14 protein-coding genes are annotated in these 14371 nt (G+C 72.1%); 6 read left to right on the top strand and 8 right to left on the bottom strand.

Annotated features, from left to right (window positions below; translation table 11 throughout):
- Positions 1-90 precede the first annotated feature (90 nt).
- The 4 genes from AC3IYI_RS38175 to AC3IYI_RS38160 form a co-directional block, all read right to left on the bottom strand.
- Positions 91-2577: a SpoIIE family protein phosphatase gene (locus tag AC3IYI_RS38175; RefSeq protein WP_489408015.1), complete on the bottom strand. Its 2487-nt coding sequence runs from the start codon at positions 2575-2577 to the stop codon at positions 91-93.
- On the bottom strand, positions 2574-6599 hold the full coding sequence (locus AC3IYI_RS38170; RefSeq protein WP_489408014.1) for a HAMP domain-containing protein: 4026 nt from the start codon (positions 6597-6599) through the stop codon (positions 2574-2576). Before AC3IYI_RS38170 ends, AC3IYI_RS38175 begins: the two co-directional genes overlap by 4 nt.
- A 333-nt stretch (positions 6600-6932) precedes the next feature.
- On the bottom strand, positions 6933-7289 hold the full coding sequence (locus AC3IYI_RS38165) for an STAS domain-containing protein (protein WP_489408013.1): 357 nt from the start codon (positions 7287-7289) through the stop codon (positions 6933-6935).
- A 159-nt stretch (positions 7290-7448) separates the two neighbouring features.
- Positions 7449-8039, bottom strand: a complete 591-nt coding sequence (locus AC3IYI_RS38160; RefSeq protein WP_489408012.1) for a hypothetical protein — start codon at positions 8037-8039, stop codon at positions 7449-7451.
- Positions 8040-8204: 165 nt separating this feature from the next.
- Here AC3IYI_RS38160 and AC3IYI_RS38155 point away from each other — a divergent pair, with 165 nt between their 5' ends.
- From AC3IYI_RS38155 to AC3IYI_RS38135, 5 genes are all read left to right on the top strand, one after another.
- Entirely contained in the window at positions 8205-9131 is a 927-nt protein-coding gene (locus AC3IYI_RS38155; protein ID WP_489408011.1) for a SigB/SigF/SigG family RNA polymerase sigma factor, read from the top strand.
- A 9-nt stretch (positions 9132-9140) separates the two neighbouring features.
- The gene (locus tag AC3IYI_RS38150) at positions 9141-9491 is read left to right on the top strand and encodes an STAS domain-containing protein (protein WP_489408010.1); all 351 of its coding nucleotides are present in this window, start codon (positions 9141-9143) and stop codon (positions 9489-9491) included.
- Complete coding sequence (locus AC3IYI_RS38145; protein WP_489408009.1) at positions 9488-10444, top strand: anti-sigma factor RsbA family regulatory protein; 957 nt, start codon at positions 9488-9490, stop codon at positions 10442-10444. The genes AC3IYI_RS38150 and AC3IYI_RS38145 overlap by 4 nt, the downstream gene beginning before the upstream one ends.
- A 206-nt stretch (positions 10445-10650) precedes the next feature.
- The gene (locus AC3IYI_RS38140; RefSeq protein ID WP_489408008.1) at positions 10651-11082 is read left to right on the top strand and encodes an ATP-binding protein; all 432 of its coding nucleotides are present in this window, start codon (positions 10651-10653) and stop codon (positions 11080-11082) included.
- Positions 11083-11287: 205 nt separating this feature from the next.
- Positions 11288-11653 (top strand): PRC-barrel domain-containing protein, encoded by a 366-nt coding sequence (locus AC3IYI_RS38135; RefSeq protein WP_489408007.1) that lies wholly within the window; start codon positions 11288-11290, stop codon positions 11651-11653.
- Positions 11654-11757: 104 nt separating this feature from the next.
- Here AC3IYI_RS38135 and AC3IYI_RS38130 read toward each other — a convergent pair whose 3' ends face one another.
- Positions 11758-12261 carry a hemerythrin domain-containing protein gene (locus tag AC3IYI_RS38130; protein WP_489408006.1) on the bottom strand — a complete coding sequence of 168 codons (504 nt, stop codon included), beginning with the start codon at positions 12259-12261 and terminating at the stop codon, positions 11758-11760.
- Positions 12262-12591: 330 nt separating this feature from the next.
- Between AC3IYI_RS38130 and AC3IYI_RS38125 the strand changes: the two genes are divergently transcribed.
- Positions 12592-12936: an SH3 domain-containing protein gene (locus AC3IYI_RS38125; RefSeq protein ID WP_489408005.1), complete on the top strand. Its 345-nt coding sequence runs from the start codon at positions 12592-12594 to the stop codon at positions 12934-12936.
- Positions 12937-13018: 82 nt separating this feature from the next.
- Here the strand turns inward: AC3IYI_RS38125 and AC3IYI_RS38120 are convergent, their stop codons facing one another.
- From AC3IYI_RS38120 to AC3IYI_RS38110, 3 genes are all read right to left on the bottom strand, one after another.
- Positions 13019-13315 carry a WhiB family transcriptional regulator gene (locus tag AC3IYI_RS38120; protein WP_489408004.1) on the bottom strand — a complete coding sequence of 99 codons (297 nt, stop codon included), beginning with the start codon at positions 13313-13315 and terminating at the stop codon, positions 13019-13021.
- Positions 13316-13418: 103 nt separating this feature from the next.
- Positions 13419-13652: a hypothetical protein gene (locus AC3IYI_RS38115; protein ID WP_489408003.1), complete on the bottom strand. Its 234-nt coding sequence runs from the start codon at positions 13650-13652 to the stop codon at positions 13419-13421.
- A gap of 151 nt (positions 13653-13803) precedes the next feature.
- Positions 13804-14340: a GNAT family N-acetyltransferase gene (locus AC3IYI_RS38110; RefSeq protein WP_489408002.1), complete on the bottom strand. Its 537-nt coding sequence runs from the start codon at positions 14338-14340 to the stop codon at positions 13804-13806.
- Between the last annotated feature and the right edge of the window lie 31 nt (positions 14341-14371).

Genomic DNA, 14371 nt, shown 5'->3' with positions numbered 1-14371 from the left:
GGACGAGGAGCGACACGCCTCGGGACCCGGCGATCCACCGCCCGGCCGCCCGGCCGGCACGGCTGCCGCCGGTGCGGGGAGGGTCCGCCGTCAGCCGACCCGGATGCCGATCACGCACGTGTCGTCGTCCGTGTCCGAGCGGCTCTCGGCGAGGAGGCGGTCCAGTTGGCCGTCCAGGTCTCCGGCAGCGCCGGCCGCCGCGTGCACCAGGTGGCCGAGCGACTCCTGCACCGAGGAGTCCCGGCGTTCCACCAGTCCGTCCGTGTACATCAACAGCGTGTCGTCCGGTTCGAGCTGTACCTCCCGCTCCACGTAGGTGACCTCCGGCAGGGCTCCGAGGAGCAGCCCCTCGATGAGCGGGAAGGCCTCCGCCTCCCCGCGGCGGACGAGTACGGGGGGCAGGTGGCCGGCACGGGCCCAGCGCATCACCCTGGTGCGCGGGTCGAAGAGGCCGCAGACGGCGGTGGCCGTCACGTGCTTGGCCAGGTGATGGGTGACCGTGTTGAGCCAGGACAGCAGTTGGGCGGGGCCCGCCCCGGTGACGGCGAGGCCGCGCAGGGCGTTGCGCAGGACGACCATCCCGGTGGCCGCCTCGATGCCGTGCCCGGCGACGTCGCCCACCGACAGCATGATCAGCCCGGAGGGCAGCACCACGGTGTCGTACCAGTCTCCGCCGACGAGCGCCTCGATCTCCGCCGGCCGGTAGCGGACGGCGACCCGCAGGCCCGGGGCTTCGATGGCCGGTGGGGTGGAGGGCATGATGGCGTGCTGGAGTTGGAGGGCCAGGCGGCTCCGTTCGGCGGACTCGGCCTCGGTGTGGGCGAGTTGGTCGCGGGTCGCGGCCAGAGCCACCTCGGTCCAGTGCTGGGCGGAGATGTCCTGGTAGGCGCCGCGCACGGCGTGCAGCCGCTGGTCCGCGTCGAGGACGGGCTCGGCGACGACCCGGATGTGGCGGGTGATTCCGTCGGGTCTGCGCAGGCGCAGGTTGACGGAGGCGGGGCGGCGGTGGCGGAGCACCGCGCGCAGGAATCGGCTGAGGGCCGCGGAGTCGTCGGGGTGCGCGTAGCCGGGGAGTTCGCGCAGCCGGACCGGGGGCGCGGTGGCCGGGAGTCCGTGGAGATCGTAGAGCTGGGCGTTCCAGGTGGTCTCCCCGGTGACGAGGTTCTCCTCGAAGCCTCCGATCCGGCCCAGGCGCTGGGCGTGCTGGAGGAGGTTGGCCAGCCGGGCCGTCTCGTCCTGGATCCGCCAGATCAGCAGGACGGCAGAGCCGTGGCGGCTGACGCTGATGTTCGCGACCGAGGTGAGCGGGATCTGGTCGACGAGCGCGGTCAGGCTCATGCGTTCGGCGCGGAAGGGCTCGCCCGTGGCGTGTACGCGCTCGATGATGTCGAACAGGCCGCTCTCGCCGGCGGCCAGCGGGTAGGCCTCCAGCAGCAGGGCGCCGTTGACGTCGCCGCGCGGCCGTCCCACCGGGTCGACGAAGCGGCTGCCGGTGTGCCGGATCCGGAAGTCGGCGAGCCGGCCCTCGGAGTCGAGGACGGGGGTGAGGACCACGGCCGGGTCCTGGAGTCCCTCGGCGAGGTCGATGAGCTCGGCGACGTCCGGGAGGACCGCGTCGGCGGCCGTGGGGTCGCGCGGGGGCGAGGCGTCCATGGTGCGGGCGCACAGCTCGGCCAGGGCCTCGACCTGCCGCTCGATCCGGGGTGACTGCGGCTCCAGGGGGCGCGGCCAGCAGATCTCCAGGACGCCCTGGATCCGGCCGCCCGTCCCCGTGGGCACCGCCATGCGGCCGCCGCCGGGCCACTCGGCGCGGCCGATGGAGGGGAGCCCTTCCCGGTCGAGGGCGGCGAGGGTGACCAGACGGCGTTCCCCCAGCGCGAGGCGGGCGACGGTGGAGACGCCCGGGGGTACGTGGCGCCATCGGGCCGCCTCCCTGGGCGGGAAGCCGGCGTGGCCCGCGAGGGCCAGCGATCCGTCGGGCACCGCGGTCCACACGGCCACCGCGACCGCTCCCAGCGGGCCCAGGGCGTTGGCCAGGAGGGACTCGGCGACCGCCTGGGTGTCGGCGGTGACGGCGAGCACCCCGCTCTCGGCGGTGCGCAGCCGTACCGACACCGTGGAGTGCCGGTCGGCCGGGTCGCCGCCGTCCATACTCGTGCCCGAACCCGAACCCGAACCGGAACCCGCGCCCGTGCCCGTACCCGTACCCGTGCCCGTACGTTCGACGAACTCGGCGGCGATGTCGCTGACGTGGTCGCGTGAGGCCTGGTTGACGATGTCGGCGGCGAGTTCGAGGGGGGACATCCCGCTCTCGCGGCACAGCACGTCCAGCTGGCGCGCCGCCGCGGCCGGGGTGCAGTTCAGCTGCCCGATCAGGATGCCCTTGGCCAGTTCGGCCAAGGCCCGTCCGTCGGCGGCCGCTTGCGCCTCGAGCACCTCGCGCCGCAGCCGTTCCACGGTGGCGACGAGACGCCCCATCGGTGTCGGAGCCTGCTGCGGTACGCCGCCCGTGGGCCGGTCTCCGTCCGGTGTCTCCGGCCGGCGGGCGTCGTCGTGCCGGGGCGTGTCGGCGGTCACCGGGTGAGCCTGCGCCGGATGCGGGCGATGAGGTCGTCGGCGTCCACCGGCTTGGTCACGTAGTCGCTGGCGCCCGCGGCGAGGCTCTTCTCCCGGTCGCCGGGCATCGCCTTGGCCGTGACCGCGATGATGGGCAGGCCCACGTACTGCGGCATGCGCCGGATCTCGGCGGTGGCGGCGTAGCCGTCCAGTTCGGGCATCATCACGTCCATCAGGACGATGTCGACACCCGGGTTGCGGACGAGGGTGTCGATGCCCTTGCGGCCGTCCTCGGCGTGGAGCACGCGCATGCCGTGCAGTTCCAGGACCCCGCTGAGGGCGAAGAGGTTGCGTGCGTCGTCGTCGACGACGAGGACGGTGCGGCCGGCCAGGTCGCCTTCGCGTACGTGCTCGGCGTGCCGGCGCCGTGCGTCGCCGTGGACCAGGGGCAGCACCTCCCCCGGCTGTTCGGCGGACAGGTGGAGCGCGATGCGTTCGCGCAGCTCGTCCAGGCTGGAGAGCAGTTCCACTCGGCGTGACGCGGACCGCCGGCGCAGGGCTTCTTCCTGGCCGGTCCGCACCCGCGGGTTGTTGTGGGCGAGGACGGGGAGCGAGGCGAGGGCCGGGTCTCCGTCGAGGGCGTCGAGGAAGCGCAGGGCCTCGCCGTCGGGCAGGTCCAGTTCCAGGACGACGCAGTGGAAGGCGTGCGCCGCCAGGGCGGCGGCGGCCTCGCGGGAGCTCGTCGCGTTGACCACGTGAATGCCGCCCCGCTCCCCCGCCGTCCGGTGGCCGGGGGCGAAGTCCCGGTCGGCGCTCTCGGCGACGAGGGAGAGCAGGCCGTTCGCCCGCTCCTCGATCACCAGCAGGCGGCGGGGCCGCCGCTGATCCGGGAGTACGGGCTTGCCCGGACGGCCGCCCCGTCCCGCCGCCGCACGGTACGAGGCCCCGGCCGGGACCGCCAGGGGGGCTTCGGCGTAGGAGGCGTCCTCGTAGTCCGCGCGGCTGACCGGCAGGTAGAGGGTGAAGGTGCTGCCCTGGCCGGGGGTGCTCACCGCGGTGACGGCCCCGCCGAGGAGCTGGGCGATCTCGCGGCTGATGGAGAGCCCGAGGCCGGTGCCGCCGTACTTGCGGCTGGTGGTGCCGTCGGCCTGCTGGAAGGCCCCGAAGACCGACTCCAGCTGCTGTTCGGGGATGCCGATGCCGGTGTCGCGCACCCGGAAGGCCAGCACCGGACCGCGCCGGGAGAGTCCGGCGGGGATCTCGGGGGTCGCGGCCGGTTCGATGCGGAGCTCGACGCCTCCGCGTTCGGTGAACTTCACGGCGTTCGAGAGGAGGTTGCGCAGGATCTGGCGCAGCCGCGAGTCGTCGGTGAGCAGGTCGTCGGGGGCGCCGGGGGCCGTGGTGACGGTGAAGTCGAGGCTCTTCTGCGTGGTCATCGGCCGGAAGGTGGCGTCGACGTACTCCAGGAGCTGGGGCAGGTGCACCCGCTCGGGGTTGATGTCCATCTTCCCGGCCTCGACCTTCGACAGGTCGAGGATGTCGTTGATCAGCTGGAGCAGGTCCGAGCCGGCCGAGTGGATGATGCCGGCGTACTCGACCTGCTTGGGGGTGAGGTTGCGCGCGGGGTTCTGGGCGAGCAACTGGGCCAGGATCAGGAGGCTGTTGAGCGGTGTGCGCAGCTCGTGGCTCATGTTGGCGAGGAACTCGGACTTGTAGGTGGAGGCCAGCGACAGCTGCTGGGCGCGGGTCTCCAGCTCCTGCCGGGCCTGCTCGATCTCCAGGTTCTTGGCCTCGATGTCGCTGTTCTGGCTGGCGAGGAGGGCGGCCTTCTCCTCCAGCTCTGCGTTGGAGCGCTGGAGTTCCTCCTGCTGGACCTGGAGTTCCTCCGAGCGGGCCTGGAGCTCCCCGGTCAGCCGCTGGGACTCGCCGAGGAGTTCGTCGGTGCGGGCGCTGGCGACGATCGTGTTGACGTTGGCGCCGATCGCCTCCATCAGCTGGGCCAGGAAGTCGCGGTGCACGGGGTTGAAGGCCGTGAAGGAGGCGAGCTCGATCACGCCGAGGATCTGGTCGTCCACCACGATGGGCAGGATGATCAGGCTGCCCGGGGTGGTGTGGCCCAGCCCGGAGGAGATCACGTAGCCGCCGGGGACCTGATCGGTGGCGATGATCTGGCGGCTGCGGGCCGCCTGTCCGACCAGGGACTCTCCGAGGGCGAAGGCGGCGCCCTCCTCCGCGGCGGCGGAACGCCCGTAGGAGCCGACGAGGGTGAGTATGGTGCCGCCGGGACGGTCCTCGGCGAGGTAGAAGGCTCCGTACTGGGCGGCCACCAGCGGCGTCAGTTCGTCCATGACGAGTTCGGCGACGGCGGCCAGGTCCCGGTGTCCCTGCATCAGGCCGGAGATGCGGGCCAGGTTCGACTTGAGCCAGTCCTGCTCCTGGTTGGCCCGGGTGCTCTCGCGGAGCGAGCCGACCATGGAGTTGATGTTGTCCTTGAGTTCGGCGACCTCGCCCGAGGCGTCGACCGTGATCGAGCGGGTCAGGTCGCCCTCGGCGACGGCGCTGGCGACCTCGGCGATGGCCCGGACCTGGCGGGTCAGGTTGCCGGCCAGCTCGTTGACGTTCTCCGTCAGGCGCTTCCAGGTGCCCGAGACGCCCTCGACCTCGGCCTGGCCGCCGAGCCGGCCCTCGCTGCCCACCTCGCGGGCGACGCGGGTGACCTCGGCGGCGAAGGCGGACAGCTGGTCGACCATCGTGTTGATGGTGGTCTTCAGCTCCAGGATCTCGCCTCGAGCGTCGACGTCGATCTTCTTGGACAGGTCGCCGTTGGCGACGGCCGTCGTGACCAGGGCGATGTTGCGGACCTGGCCGGTGAGGTTGTTGGCCATGGAGTTGACGTTGTCGGTGAGGTCCTTCCAGGTGCCCGCCACATTGGGCACCTGCGCCTGGCCGCCGAGCCGGCCCTCCGTGCCCACCTCGCGGGCCACCCGGGTGACCTCGTCGGCGAAGGCGGACAGCGTGTCGACCATCGTGTTGATGACCCCGGCCAGCGCGGCGACCTCACCCTTCGCCTCCACCATGATCTTCTGCGAAAGGTCGCCGCGGGCGACGGCGGTGGCCACCTGGGCGATGGAGCGCACCTGGCCGGTGAGGTTGGAGGCCATGACGTTGACGTTGTCGGTGAGGTCCTTCCAGGTGCCGGAGACGCCCCGGACCGTGGCCTGACCCCCCAGGTTGCCCTCGGTGCCCACCTCGCGGGCCACCCGGGTCACCTCGCCGGCGAAGGCGGAGAGCTGGTCGACCATCGTGTTGATGGTCTCCTTCAGCTCCAGGATCTCCCCGCGTGCGTCCACGCGGATCTTCTGGGTCAGATCGCCTTGGGCCACGGCGGTGGTGACCTCGGCGATGGAGCGCACCTGGGCTGTCAGGTTGTCGGCCATGACGTTGACCGACTCCGTCAGGTCCTTCCACGTACCGGAGACGCCCTGCACGTCCGCCTGGCCGCCCAGCCGGCCTTCGGTGCCGACCTCGCGGGCCACGCGGGTCACCTCGCCGGCGAATCCGGACAGCTGGTCGACCATCGTGTTGATGGTCTCCTTCAGCTCGAGGATCTCCCCCCGGGCGGTGACGGTGATCTTCTGCGACAGGTCGCCCTTGGCCACGGCGGTCGCGACCTGGGCGATGGAGCGCACCTGGGCGGTCAGGTTCCCGGCCATGAAGTTGACCGACTCCGTGAGGTCCAGCCAGGCGCCGCCGACCCCGGGTACGTCGGCCTGGCCGCCGAGCGTCCCCTCGGTGCCCACCTCGCGGGCCACCCTCGTCACCTCGGAGGTGAACAGGGACAGCTGGTTGACCATCCCGTTGAAGACGGTGGCGATCTCCCCGAGCAGGCCGTCCGCCGCATCGGGCAGCCTGGTACGGAAATCCCCGTCGCGTACGGCGGTCAGCCCGGCCAGCAGCCTGCGCAGCTCCGCCTCGCCGATCCCGCCCTCGCCGGGGAGCCGGGGCACCCCACCCGCCGAACCCGTGCCCGCCCGCTCGGCCATCCGCCCCAACCTCACCCTCGAAACCGACACTCCGACGAACGGGACGGGGCCGGCCCCCGGTTTCGGGGCGCACCGATGCGCACCCGGCTCCGCGGGGATCCGTCTTCTCCGCACCACCGGTCCGGTGAAGGCTAGCGCCGCCGAAGGGACCCTATGGCACGGCCGATCACACCGGGGCCAGTGCATCCGGGCTGCGGGAAGGGGAGAGGGGATCCGCATGCGCGGGAGGCCTCTCGGCAACACCCGCCTCCCGAGGACCCGGACATTGAATGACCGGTGCAACTGCCGTGTACTCGGCGTGCTTCACGACGCTGCCGTGTACTCGGCGTGGCTTCACGACCCGACGGCGGCCTCGACGCTCGGGTGCAGGGACAGGACCGTATCGGCCCCGGTCACCGCGAACAGCCGCCGCAACTGCTCGCCGGGGGCGGCGATGCGCAGGGTCGTGAGGTGGTGCAGCCGCAGGAGCAGGTTCAGGAACGAGGAGTCTCCGAAGGTGATGGAACCGGCGTCCAGGACCACCAGCGGATGCAGGCCGGCGGCCGCGGTGAGGGCTTCCTCCAAGGGAACCAGCGTGTCCTGGTCGAGCTCTCCCCGGGCCACCACCACCCAGCCGGCCCCGACCGGGTAGCCGTCCCCGACCACGCTCTGCCCGTATCCGGATCCGTATCCGTCTCCTGCTCCGGTCATGTCCGCCTCCCCGGATCGTCGGTCCTACGTCCTCCCAAGGGAGTATGCCTGCTCCTCGATCCGGCGCCCGATGGGCCCTGACGCCTGGGCATTGACCCGGTACCCCTATCCCCTGCTGCCCCCTTGTCACCCATGTCCCCTGCCGTGCGTTCGCGACGCTCAGTTGAAGACGTCCAGCACGTCCAGCCAGGAGCCTGGCTCGTCGGCGGAGCGGCGGGGAGGCAGCGGGCGCGGATCCGGGTAGGTCTCCGCCGCGGCCCTCGCGCGGACGATGTCCGGACCGCCGCAGGCCTCGACCGCGAAGGCGCCGAAGACTCCTGCGAACGCGGCCGGGTCGCGGAACTCCACGCCGAACGCCCGGCCGTCCCGCAGCGGCACCCACACCACCCGCTCGGAGCGGGTCCATTCCGGCACCGGGCGGCCGTCCGCGGTCGACCGCCCCTCCAGCCACAGCCGCGCCACGTGCAGCAGGTTCACCTTCTCCATCGGCAGCCGCTTGCGCCGCACCCGCAGTTCACGCGCCGTCAGCTCGACCCGTTGGTCCTTCCTCGGGTACCAGACGGCGCCGACCCCGAACGGCCCCCACAGCAGGATCCCGATCATCGGCCAGACCACGGCATGGCCCCAGGACCGCAGCAGTCCACCGTCCACCAGGGACAAAACCCCGAAGACGAAAGCCCATTTCGCCGTCATCCGCCAGAACCCCGTGCCCTGCCGGTACAGGACCCGTCGCTTCCCCGCTTTCGCCATACCCCCACGCTATCCACCGACCCGCAGCGCACCGTAGGCACCCTTCGGCACCGCGGCGGCCGCGCTTCCCGGGGGAGAACCGATGCCGTCGCAGTGTGTAGACCCCTTCAGTCGGGGCAGAAGCGCCCCCGGCAGCCGTCAGTCAATCGGGAGGGAGCGGCCACCATGTATCGCTCGGCCACCGTGGTAGGCCCCATTCGTGCAGCAGACGCATCGGTACCCGCGTGTGACCTGGAGTCCCCGGGAGCGCCCACGCAGGACGCGGACCTGTTCCGGGTGGAGAACGCACGGGAGATGGCGCCCGGTGACGCCCGGGAGCTCTCGCGGCTCTTCTTCGCGAGGCTGCGCACGCTGGAGGAGGGGACGCCCGCCTACCAGTACACGCGCAACACCCTGATCGAAATGAACCTGTCCCTCGTCCAGTTCGCCGCGCGGCGCTTCCGGGCCCGCGTGCTCGGCGGCGGTCTCGACATGGACGACGTCATCCAAGTGGGAACCATCGGCCTGATCAAGGCCATCGACCGCTACGACACCGAGCGCGAGGTCGAGTTCTCCACCCTCGCCCTCCCGTACATCACCGGTGAGATCAAGCGCTACTTCCGCGACACCACCTGGGCCGTGCACGTACCGCGACGCCTGCAGGAACTGCGTACGGAACTCGCCAGGGCCCAGGACGCCCTGAGCGATGTCCTGGGCAGGGCGCCGACCGTCAAGCAGCTCGCCCAGCACCTGGAGTTGTCCGAGGACGAGGTCATCGAGGGGCTGGTGGCCGCGAACGGCTACACGAGCAGTTCCCTCGACGCCGCCGCCGGCGACGGTGACGCCTCGTCCGCGGCGGGCCGGAGCGCCCGGCCGACGGCGGAGCGCCACGGCGCCGTCGATCCGGGCATGGAGCTCTTCGAGGAATTCCACACCCTCGCACCCCTGCTGGAGGAACTGGACGAACGCGACCGGCTCATCCTGCGGATGCGCTTCGGACAGGAGAAGACCCAGGCGGAGATCGGCGCCGTGCTCGGCGTCTCCCAGATGCAGGTCTCCCGCATCCTGGCCCGGACCCTGGCGCGGCTGCGCACCGGCATGCTCGCGGTGTAGGAAAGGACCATGAACTCCCCCTCCGGCGCGGAGGCGGAAGCGGGCGGGTCGGCCCCGCTGACCGCCCGGCCGTGGCAGGACCGTCCGGGCGCGCGCCTGAGCGGCAGTTGCGACCTCGACACCCGCCAGTGCCTGTCCGCCGCGCTCGGCGCCGTGACCGCGATCCCCGGCCCCGTCGTCCACCTCGACCTCTCCGCCGTCGTCTTCCTCGACACGGCCGCGGTCGCCGCCCTCGTACGGGCGTCGGCCGCCCTCAGCGGGCAGGGGCGGCGCCTGTTGCTCCACGATCCGCCGTACTCGCTCCGCAGGGTCGTGGAGATGTTCCCGGACGAATGCGCCGCGCTGGAGGTCGCAGCATGACCACTGTTCCTGAGCCCGCCGGGCCCGGGGCCTTCGTCCATCCCGCCCTCTTCTACGAGGACCTCGACGCGTATGTGGCCGGCGTGGGCGCCTTCGTGCGCGCCGCCCTGTCGGCGGGTGAACCGGTCCTCGTCGCCGTCCCGGGCCCGCGCCTGGACGCCCTGCGCGAGAGCTTCGGCGCGAGCGCCTCGGACGTCACCTGGACGGACATGACGGAGCTGGGCCGCAATCCCGGCCGCATCCTGGCGGGCTTGCAGGATTTCGCCGACCTGCACGTGAGCCGGGCGGCCCGGATCGTCGGAGAACCGGTCTGGCCCGGACGTTCCCCCGCCGAGGTCCTGGAGTCCACCCGGCACGAGGCCCTCATCAACACGGCGTTCGCCGGCCGGCCCGCCATCGTCCTGTGCCCGTACGACGTACGGGGGCTGGCACCCGACGTGGTGACCGATGCCCGGCGCACCCATCCCACGCTGATCGAGGGAGGCCTGCACCTGCCGAGTCCGTCGTACACCGACGCCGCGCGGGTCTCGGCGGACTGCGACCGGCCGCTGCCCGAACCCGAGGGCGGGGCGCCCCGGTTCGGGTTCGCCCACGGAGGGCTGGCCGAGGTGCGCGAGTACGCGGAGGCCTGGGCCCGCGGGACCTCGCTGGCCCCGTCACGCCGCGGCGACCTGGTCCTCGCCGTCAGCGAGGCCGCGGCCAACTCCCTGTCCCACGGGGGCGGGAAGGGCACCCTGCGCCTGTGGGCCACCGCCGGCGCCGGTGCGGGGGTCGTCGCCGAGATCCACGACGCGGGCCGCCTGGCCGACCCCCTCGCGGGGCGCCGCCGCCCCTCGCTGGCCTCGGCCGACGGCGGCCGCGGACTGTGGATGATCCACCAGCTCTGCGATCTCGTCGAGGTCCGGGCCCTGGACGACGGCTTCACGCTGCGGCTCCACATGGCAACGCCCTGACACAGGAGGTCACCTACACTCGGGTTCGGGCTCGGGTGTCTTCGGGCCGCTCGGGGGCATGCGGACAGTCCGGGACGACACCGACCACTACGTCGTCGGCGCTCCCGGGAACGGCGAACGGCCAACAGCGAACAGCGAACAGGGCAGAGTCGGCACGGGGGTGCGAGAGCACGGTGGAGACCATCGGACCGGAAACGGGAGATCCAGTGAGCGCCGGGCTTCCCGGCGGGGGCCAGCGGCGGCGGCTCGCCCTGACGGGTGTCGGGGGCGCGGTGGCCAAGGGCCGCGACTTCACGCGCCGGGCCCTGCGCGACTGGGGCTGGGACGGCACCGAGACCGCCGAGGACGCCCTGCTCCTCGTGTCCGAGCTGCTGACCAACGCCTCCTTGCACGCGGACGGCTGCCGGGAACTCGTCCTCACGGCCGGGGAAACCCTGCGCATCGAGGTGTGCGACGGCACGACGGCCCTGCCCCTCCTCCACCCGGCCCCGCGGCGCGGCATGCCGGGCGGCCACGGCCTGCACATCGTGGAGCGACTGTCCGACCGCTGGGGCACGCACACCCATGAGCAGGGCAAGGCCGTCTGGGCCGAGATCGAGGCGGCCCGTCTGGTGTCCGGCAGGCCCGCGGCCCGCTGACCGCGCCGTCGCCCGTGGCCCGTACCCCTAGCGAGGAGTGGCCCGTAGCCGCGTACGTACGGGCGGCCCTCCGGAGCGAATGAAGGGCCGAAGCCGGGGCAGGCGATGTCGTACGGGACACCGGCAGTGCCCCGTACGACATCGGAAGAGAGGGACGGCAGGCCCTGCCCCGCCGCCCCCTGTCTGGCGAAGGAGTTGTTTTCGCGTGACTGAGCATGTGTGGAGCTACAGGTCGACCGCGGGCCACCTGACCGGTACCGATCTGACCGGGTACACGGTCGAGGCGACCGACGGGAGCATCGGCAAGGTCGCCAAGCACTCCGACGAGGCCGGTGACGCCTACCTGGTCGTGGACACAGGTATCTGGATCTTCGGCAAGGAGGTCCTCCTCCCGGCGAGCACCGTGATCATCGTCGACGTCGACAAGGAAAAGATCTACGTCGACGGCACCAAGGAGCAGATCAAGAACGCTCCGGAGTTCCACCGCGAGAAGCACCTCGCCGACCTCGGCTACCGCGAGGAACTCGGGACCTACTACTCCATGGGCGGCTTCGGCGGCCGCATCATCTGACCCGCCGCATCATCTGCCCCCCGGAGTGCGGACCGGGCCCGGACTCGACGAGGCCGGGCCCGGTCCCGCGCCCGGCCCGGCCCCCGGCCGCGCCGCCGTCGCCCTCATCTCCGCACCACCGCGCGTACGTTCTCGATGCTGCCGCAGTCGGCGTCGAGCTGCCGCTCCCGCTCTTCCATGAAGGCCGCACCGAGTTCGGCCCTCCGCTCGTCCGGTACGTTCTCCCGGGCCCCGTTGAGAATCGTGCGCTCCTCCTCGTCGAGGTGGTGGGAGACCGCCTTGACCAGGTCCTCGAGGCGCCCGTCCCAGTCGTCGGAACCCACTTCGGACACCTCCAGCAGCGCCAGCAGGGCCTCGTTGCCCTCGGCGTGCTCCTCGGCCCCGTGCTCGACCTCCGCGTTGTCCACGTCCCTGAACCGCTTCAGCGCGCCGTACACCTCGGCTTCCTCGGCCTCGCCGTGCGCGATGAGGAGCGCGGACAGCTTCGCGAGCGCGTCCTTGCGGTCGGCCTCCACGCTGCGCATCCGGCGGAAGAGGTCCTCCATCGTGCGGTGGTCCTTGAGGATCAAGGCGACGACGTCCTGGTCCTTGTGTGCGTCCGCGGCCATGCCACGTTCCTCCTCTGCTTGAGGGTCTCGCTCCGCAGGGGCGCCTGCTCGATGCCGGTCGGTTCAAACCTCGGGCCCGGGGTGGCTCCCCCCTGCGGGTCTGCCGGCCGCCCGGCAGGACGGCTGCGCGCCGCGAGACGCGGATCCCGCTCAGCGGCCGGCCGGGAAGGCGGTCAGGGTGGCGGGCTCTGGGCCATCCGGAGCACAGGGGGGCGTGTTCCCTCCGGGACACCGGTGATCCGTCGTACGGGCGGTGAATAGTCGGATCCGGGCGGTCGGCCGCACGGGCTGCCGGCCCCGCGCCCAGGCGACACAGGGAGAGTGGACCCGATGGTGAAGAAGGCATTGCTGACGTACGCCTTGGCGGCCGGAGTACTGATCGGGCCACTGAGCACGGCAGGCTGGGCGGCCGACGGGCTCGCCGCCGGGTACGGGCATGGCAAGTCCGGCCCCGTGGGCGTGGTCGAGTCCCGCGCACCGCTCAACGTCCGCGAGAGGCCGACCGTGTACTCGGACGTGGTGAAGCAGCTGCATCCGCACCAGCGGGTGCTCCTCGTGTGCCAGAAGCGCGGGGGCTGGGTGGACGGCAACCCGGTGTGGTACCGCCTGCACGGCTCGAAGGGCTGGGTCTCGGCCCGCTACGTCCACAACCTCCAGCCGGTCCGCCCCTGCTGAGAGCCCGCGACGAGCAGTGACATGCCGTGAAGGGAGCGGCCCCCGGTGTTCGGGGGCCGCTCCCTTCACGGGTTGCCGGGGCTCAAGCGGTGGAGGGCAGTGCGCGCCGCTTGCCTCCCCTTGTACGGAGTTCACGCCTCTCGTGCGCGGTGAGCCCGCCCCAGACGCCGAAGGGCTCTCCCACCTCCAGCGCGTGGCGCAGGCAGTCGCGCTGCACCGGGCACAGGGCGCACACCTCCTTCGCGGCCGCGTCCCGCGCCTCCCGCTCCGCTCGCTGCTCGCCCGCGGGGTAGAAGAAGAGGCGCGAGCCCAGTTCCCGGCAGGCGGCGTCCTCCTGCCACAACCAGTGGTGCTCGGCACGACCCGGCAGACGCGACACATTTCCCACCTCGGAACCTCCATCGGAGACGGCCCGGATCCGGAGCGGATCCGGACCTGATTCGGATGTGTGATCTCATCTCGTCTGACCCGGGACGCTCGCTTCAAACAGCCTGCCCGCGTCGTGCCCGGCGGCTCCGCCGGGCGAGTGCGGCAGCGGCCAGTACGGCGGCGGCCGTGACTAGCGCGGTCGGGTGGCTCCGCACCGTGGTCGCGCCCCGGACGGCCTTGCCCCGTGCGGAGTCGAGCCTCCTGTCCTCCACGAGGCGGGCGACGTGCGATGCCGCCGTCTCCCTCAGCCGCTCGGCGGTCTCATGGACGCGCGTCGTCATCGCCATCACCGGGGTTTCCCTTTCCCTAGAGTCCTCCGCCTGACCGCCTCGCTGACGGGCACGCTGCGCGGATACCCGGCAACGGGCTGATGACACGGGCGAGTTGCTCTGGAATTCGGCCGCGGCGCCTCGGCTCGCGTCTACCCCCGGGCGGCGTTCAGGCCGACAGGTCGAGCTCGTAGACCTGCCCGATCAGATCGGCGCCGAAGCTGTGGTGCGGCTCCTCCTCCACGAGCCGGAAACCGGCGGCCAGATAGATCCCGCGCGCAGCCACCAGGGTGTCGTTGGTCCACAGCCGGATCCGCTCGTAGCCCGCCCCGCGGGCGAAGTCCACGCACTGTGCGACCAGGCGCGAGCCCAGGCGGTGGCCGCGGGCTACGGGGTCCACGAGGAGGATCCGCAGCTTCGCGGTGCCCCCCTGGGCTTCTGCGCCGCCGTCTCCGCCGCCTTCGCCGTCTTCGTCGGCCACGCAGAACACGCTGCCGACCCGGCGGCCGTCCAGCTCGGCGATCCAGGCCGCCTCGCGGGAGGGGTCGCGGCCGGCCGCGTAGTCCGCGACGATCCGCGCGACCAGGGCCTCGAAGCTGATGTCCCAGCCGAATTCCTTCGCGTACTGCTCGCCGTGGGCCATCACCACCCAGCCGAGATCGCCCGGCTCCCCCAGCGGCCGGATCACCGCGCGGACCTCGTTCATGGGGACCCTCTCTCTGAACCACTGAGCCACT

Source organism: Streptomyces sp. GL_148 (assembly GCF_057834205.1).
This window is presented reverse-complemented; position numbering and strand designations above follow the sequence as displayed.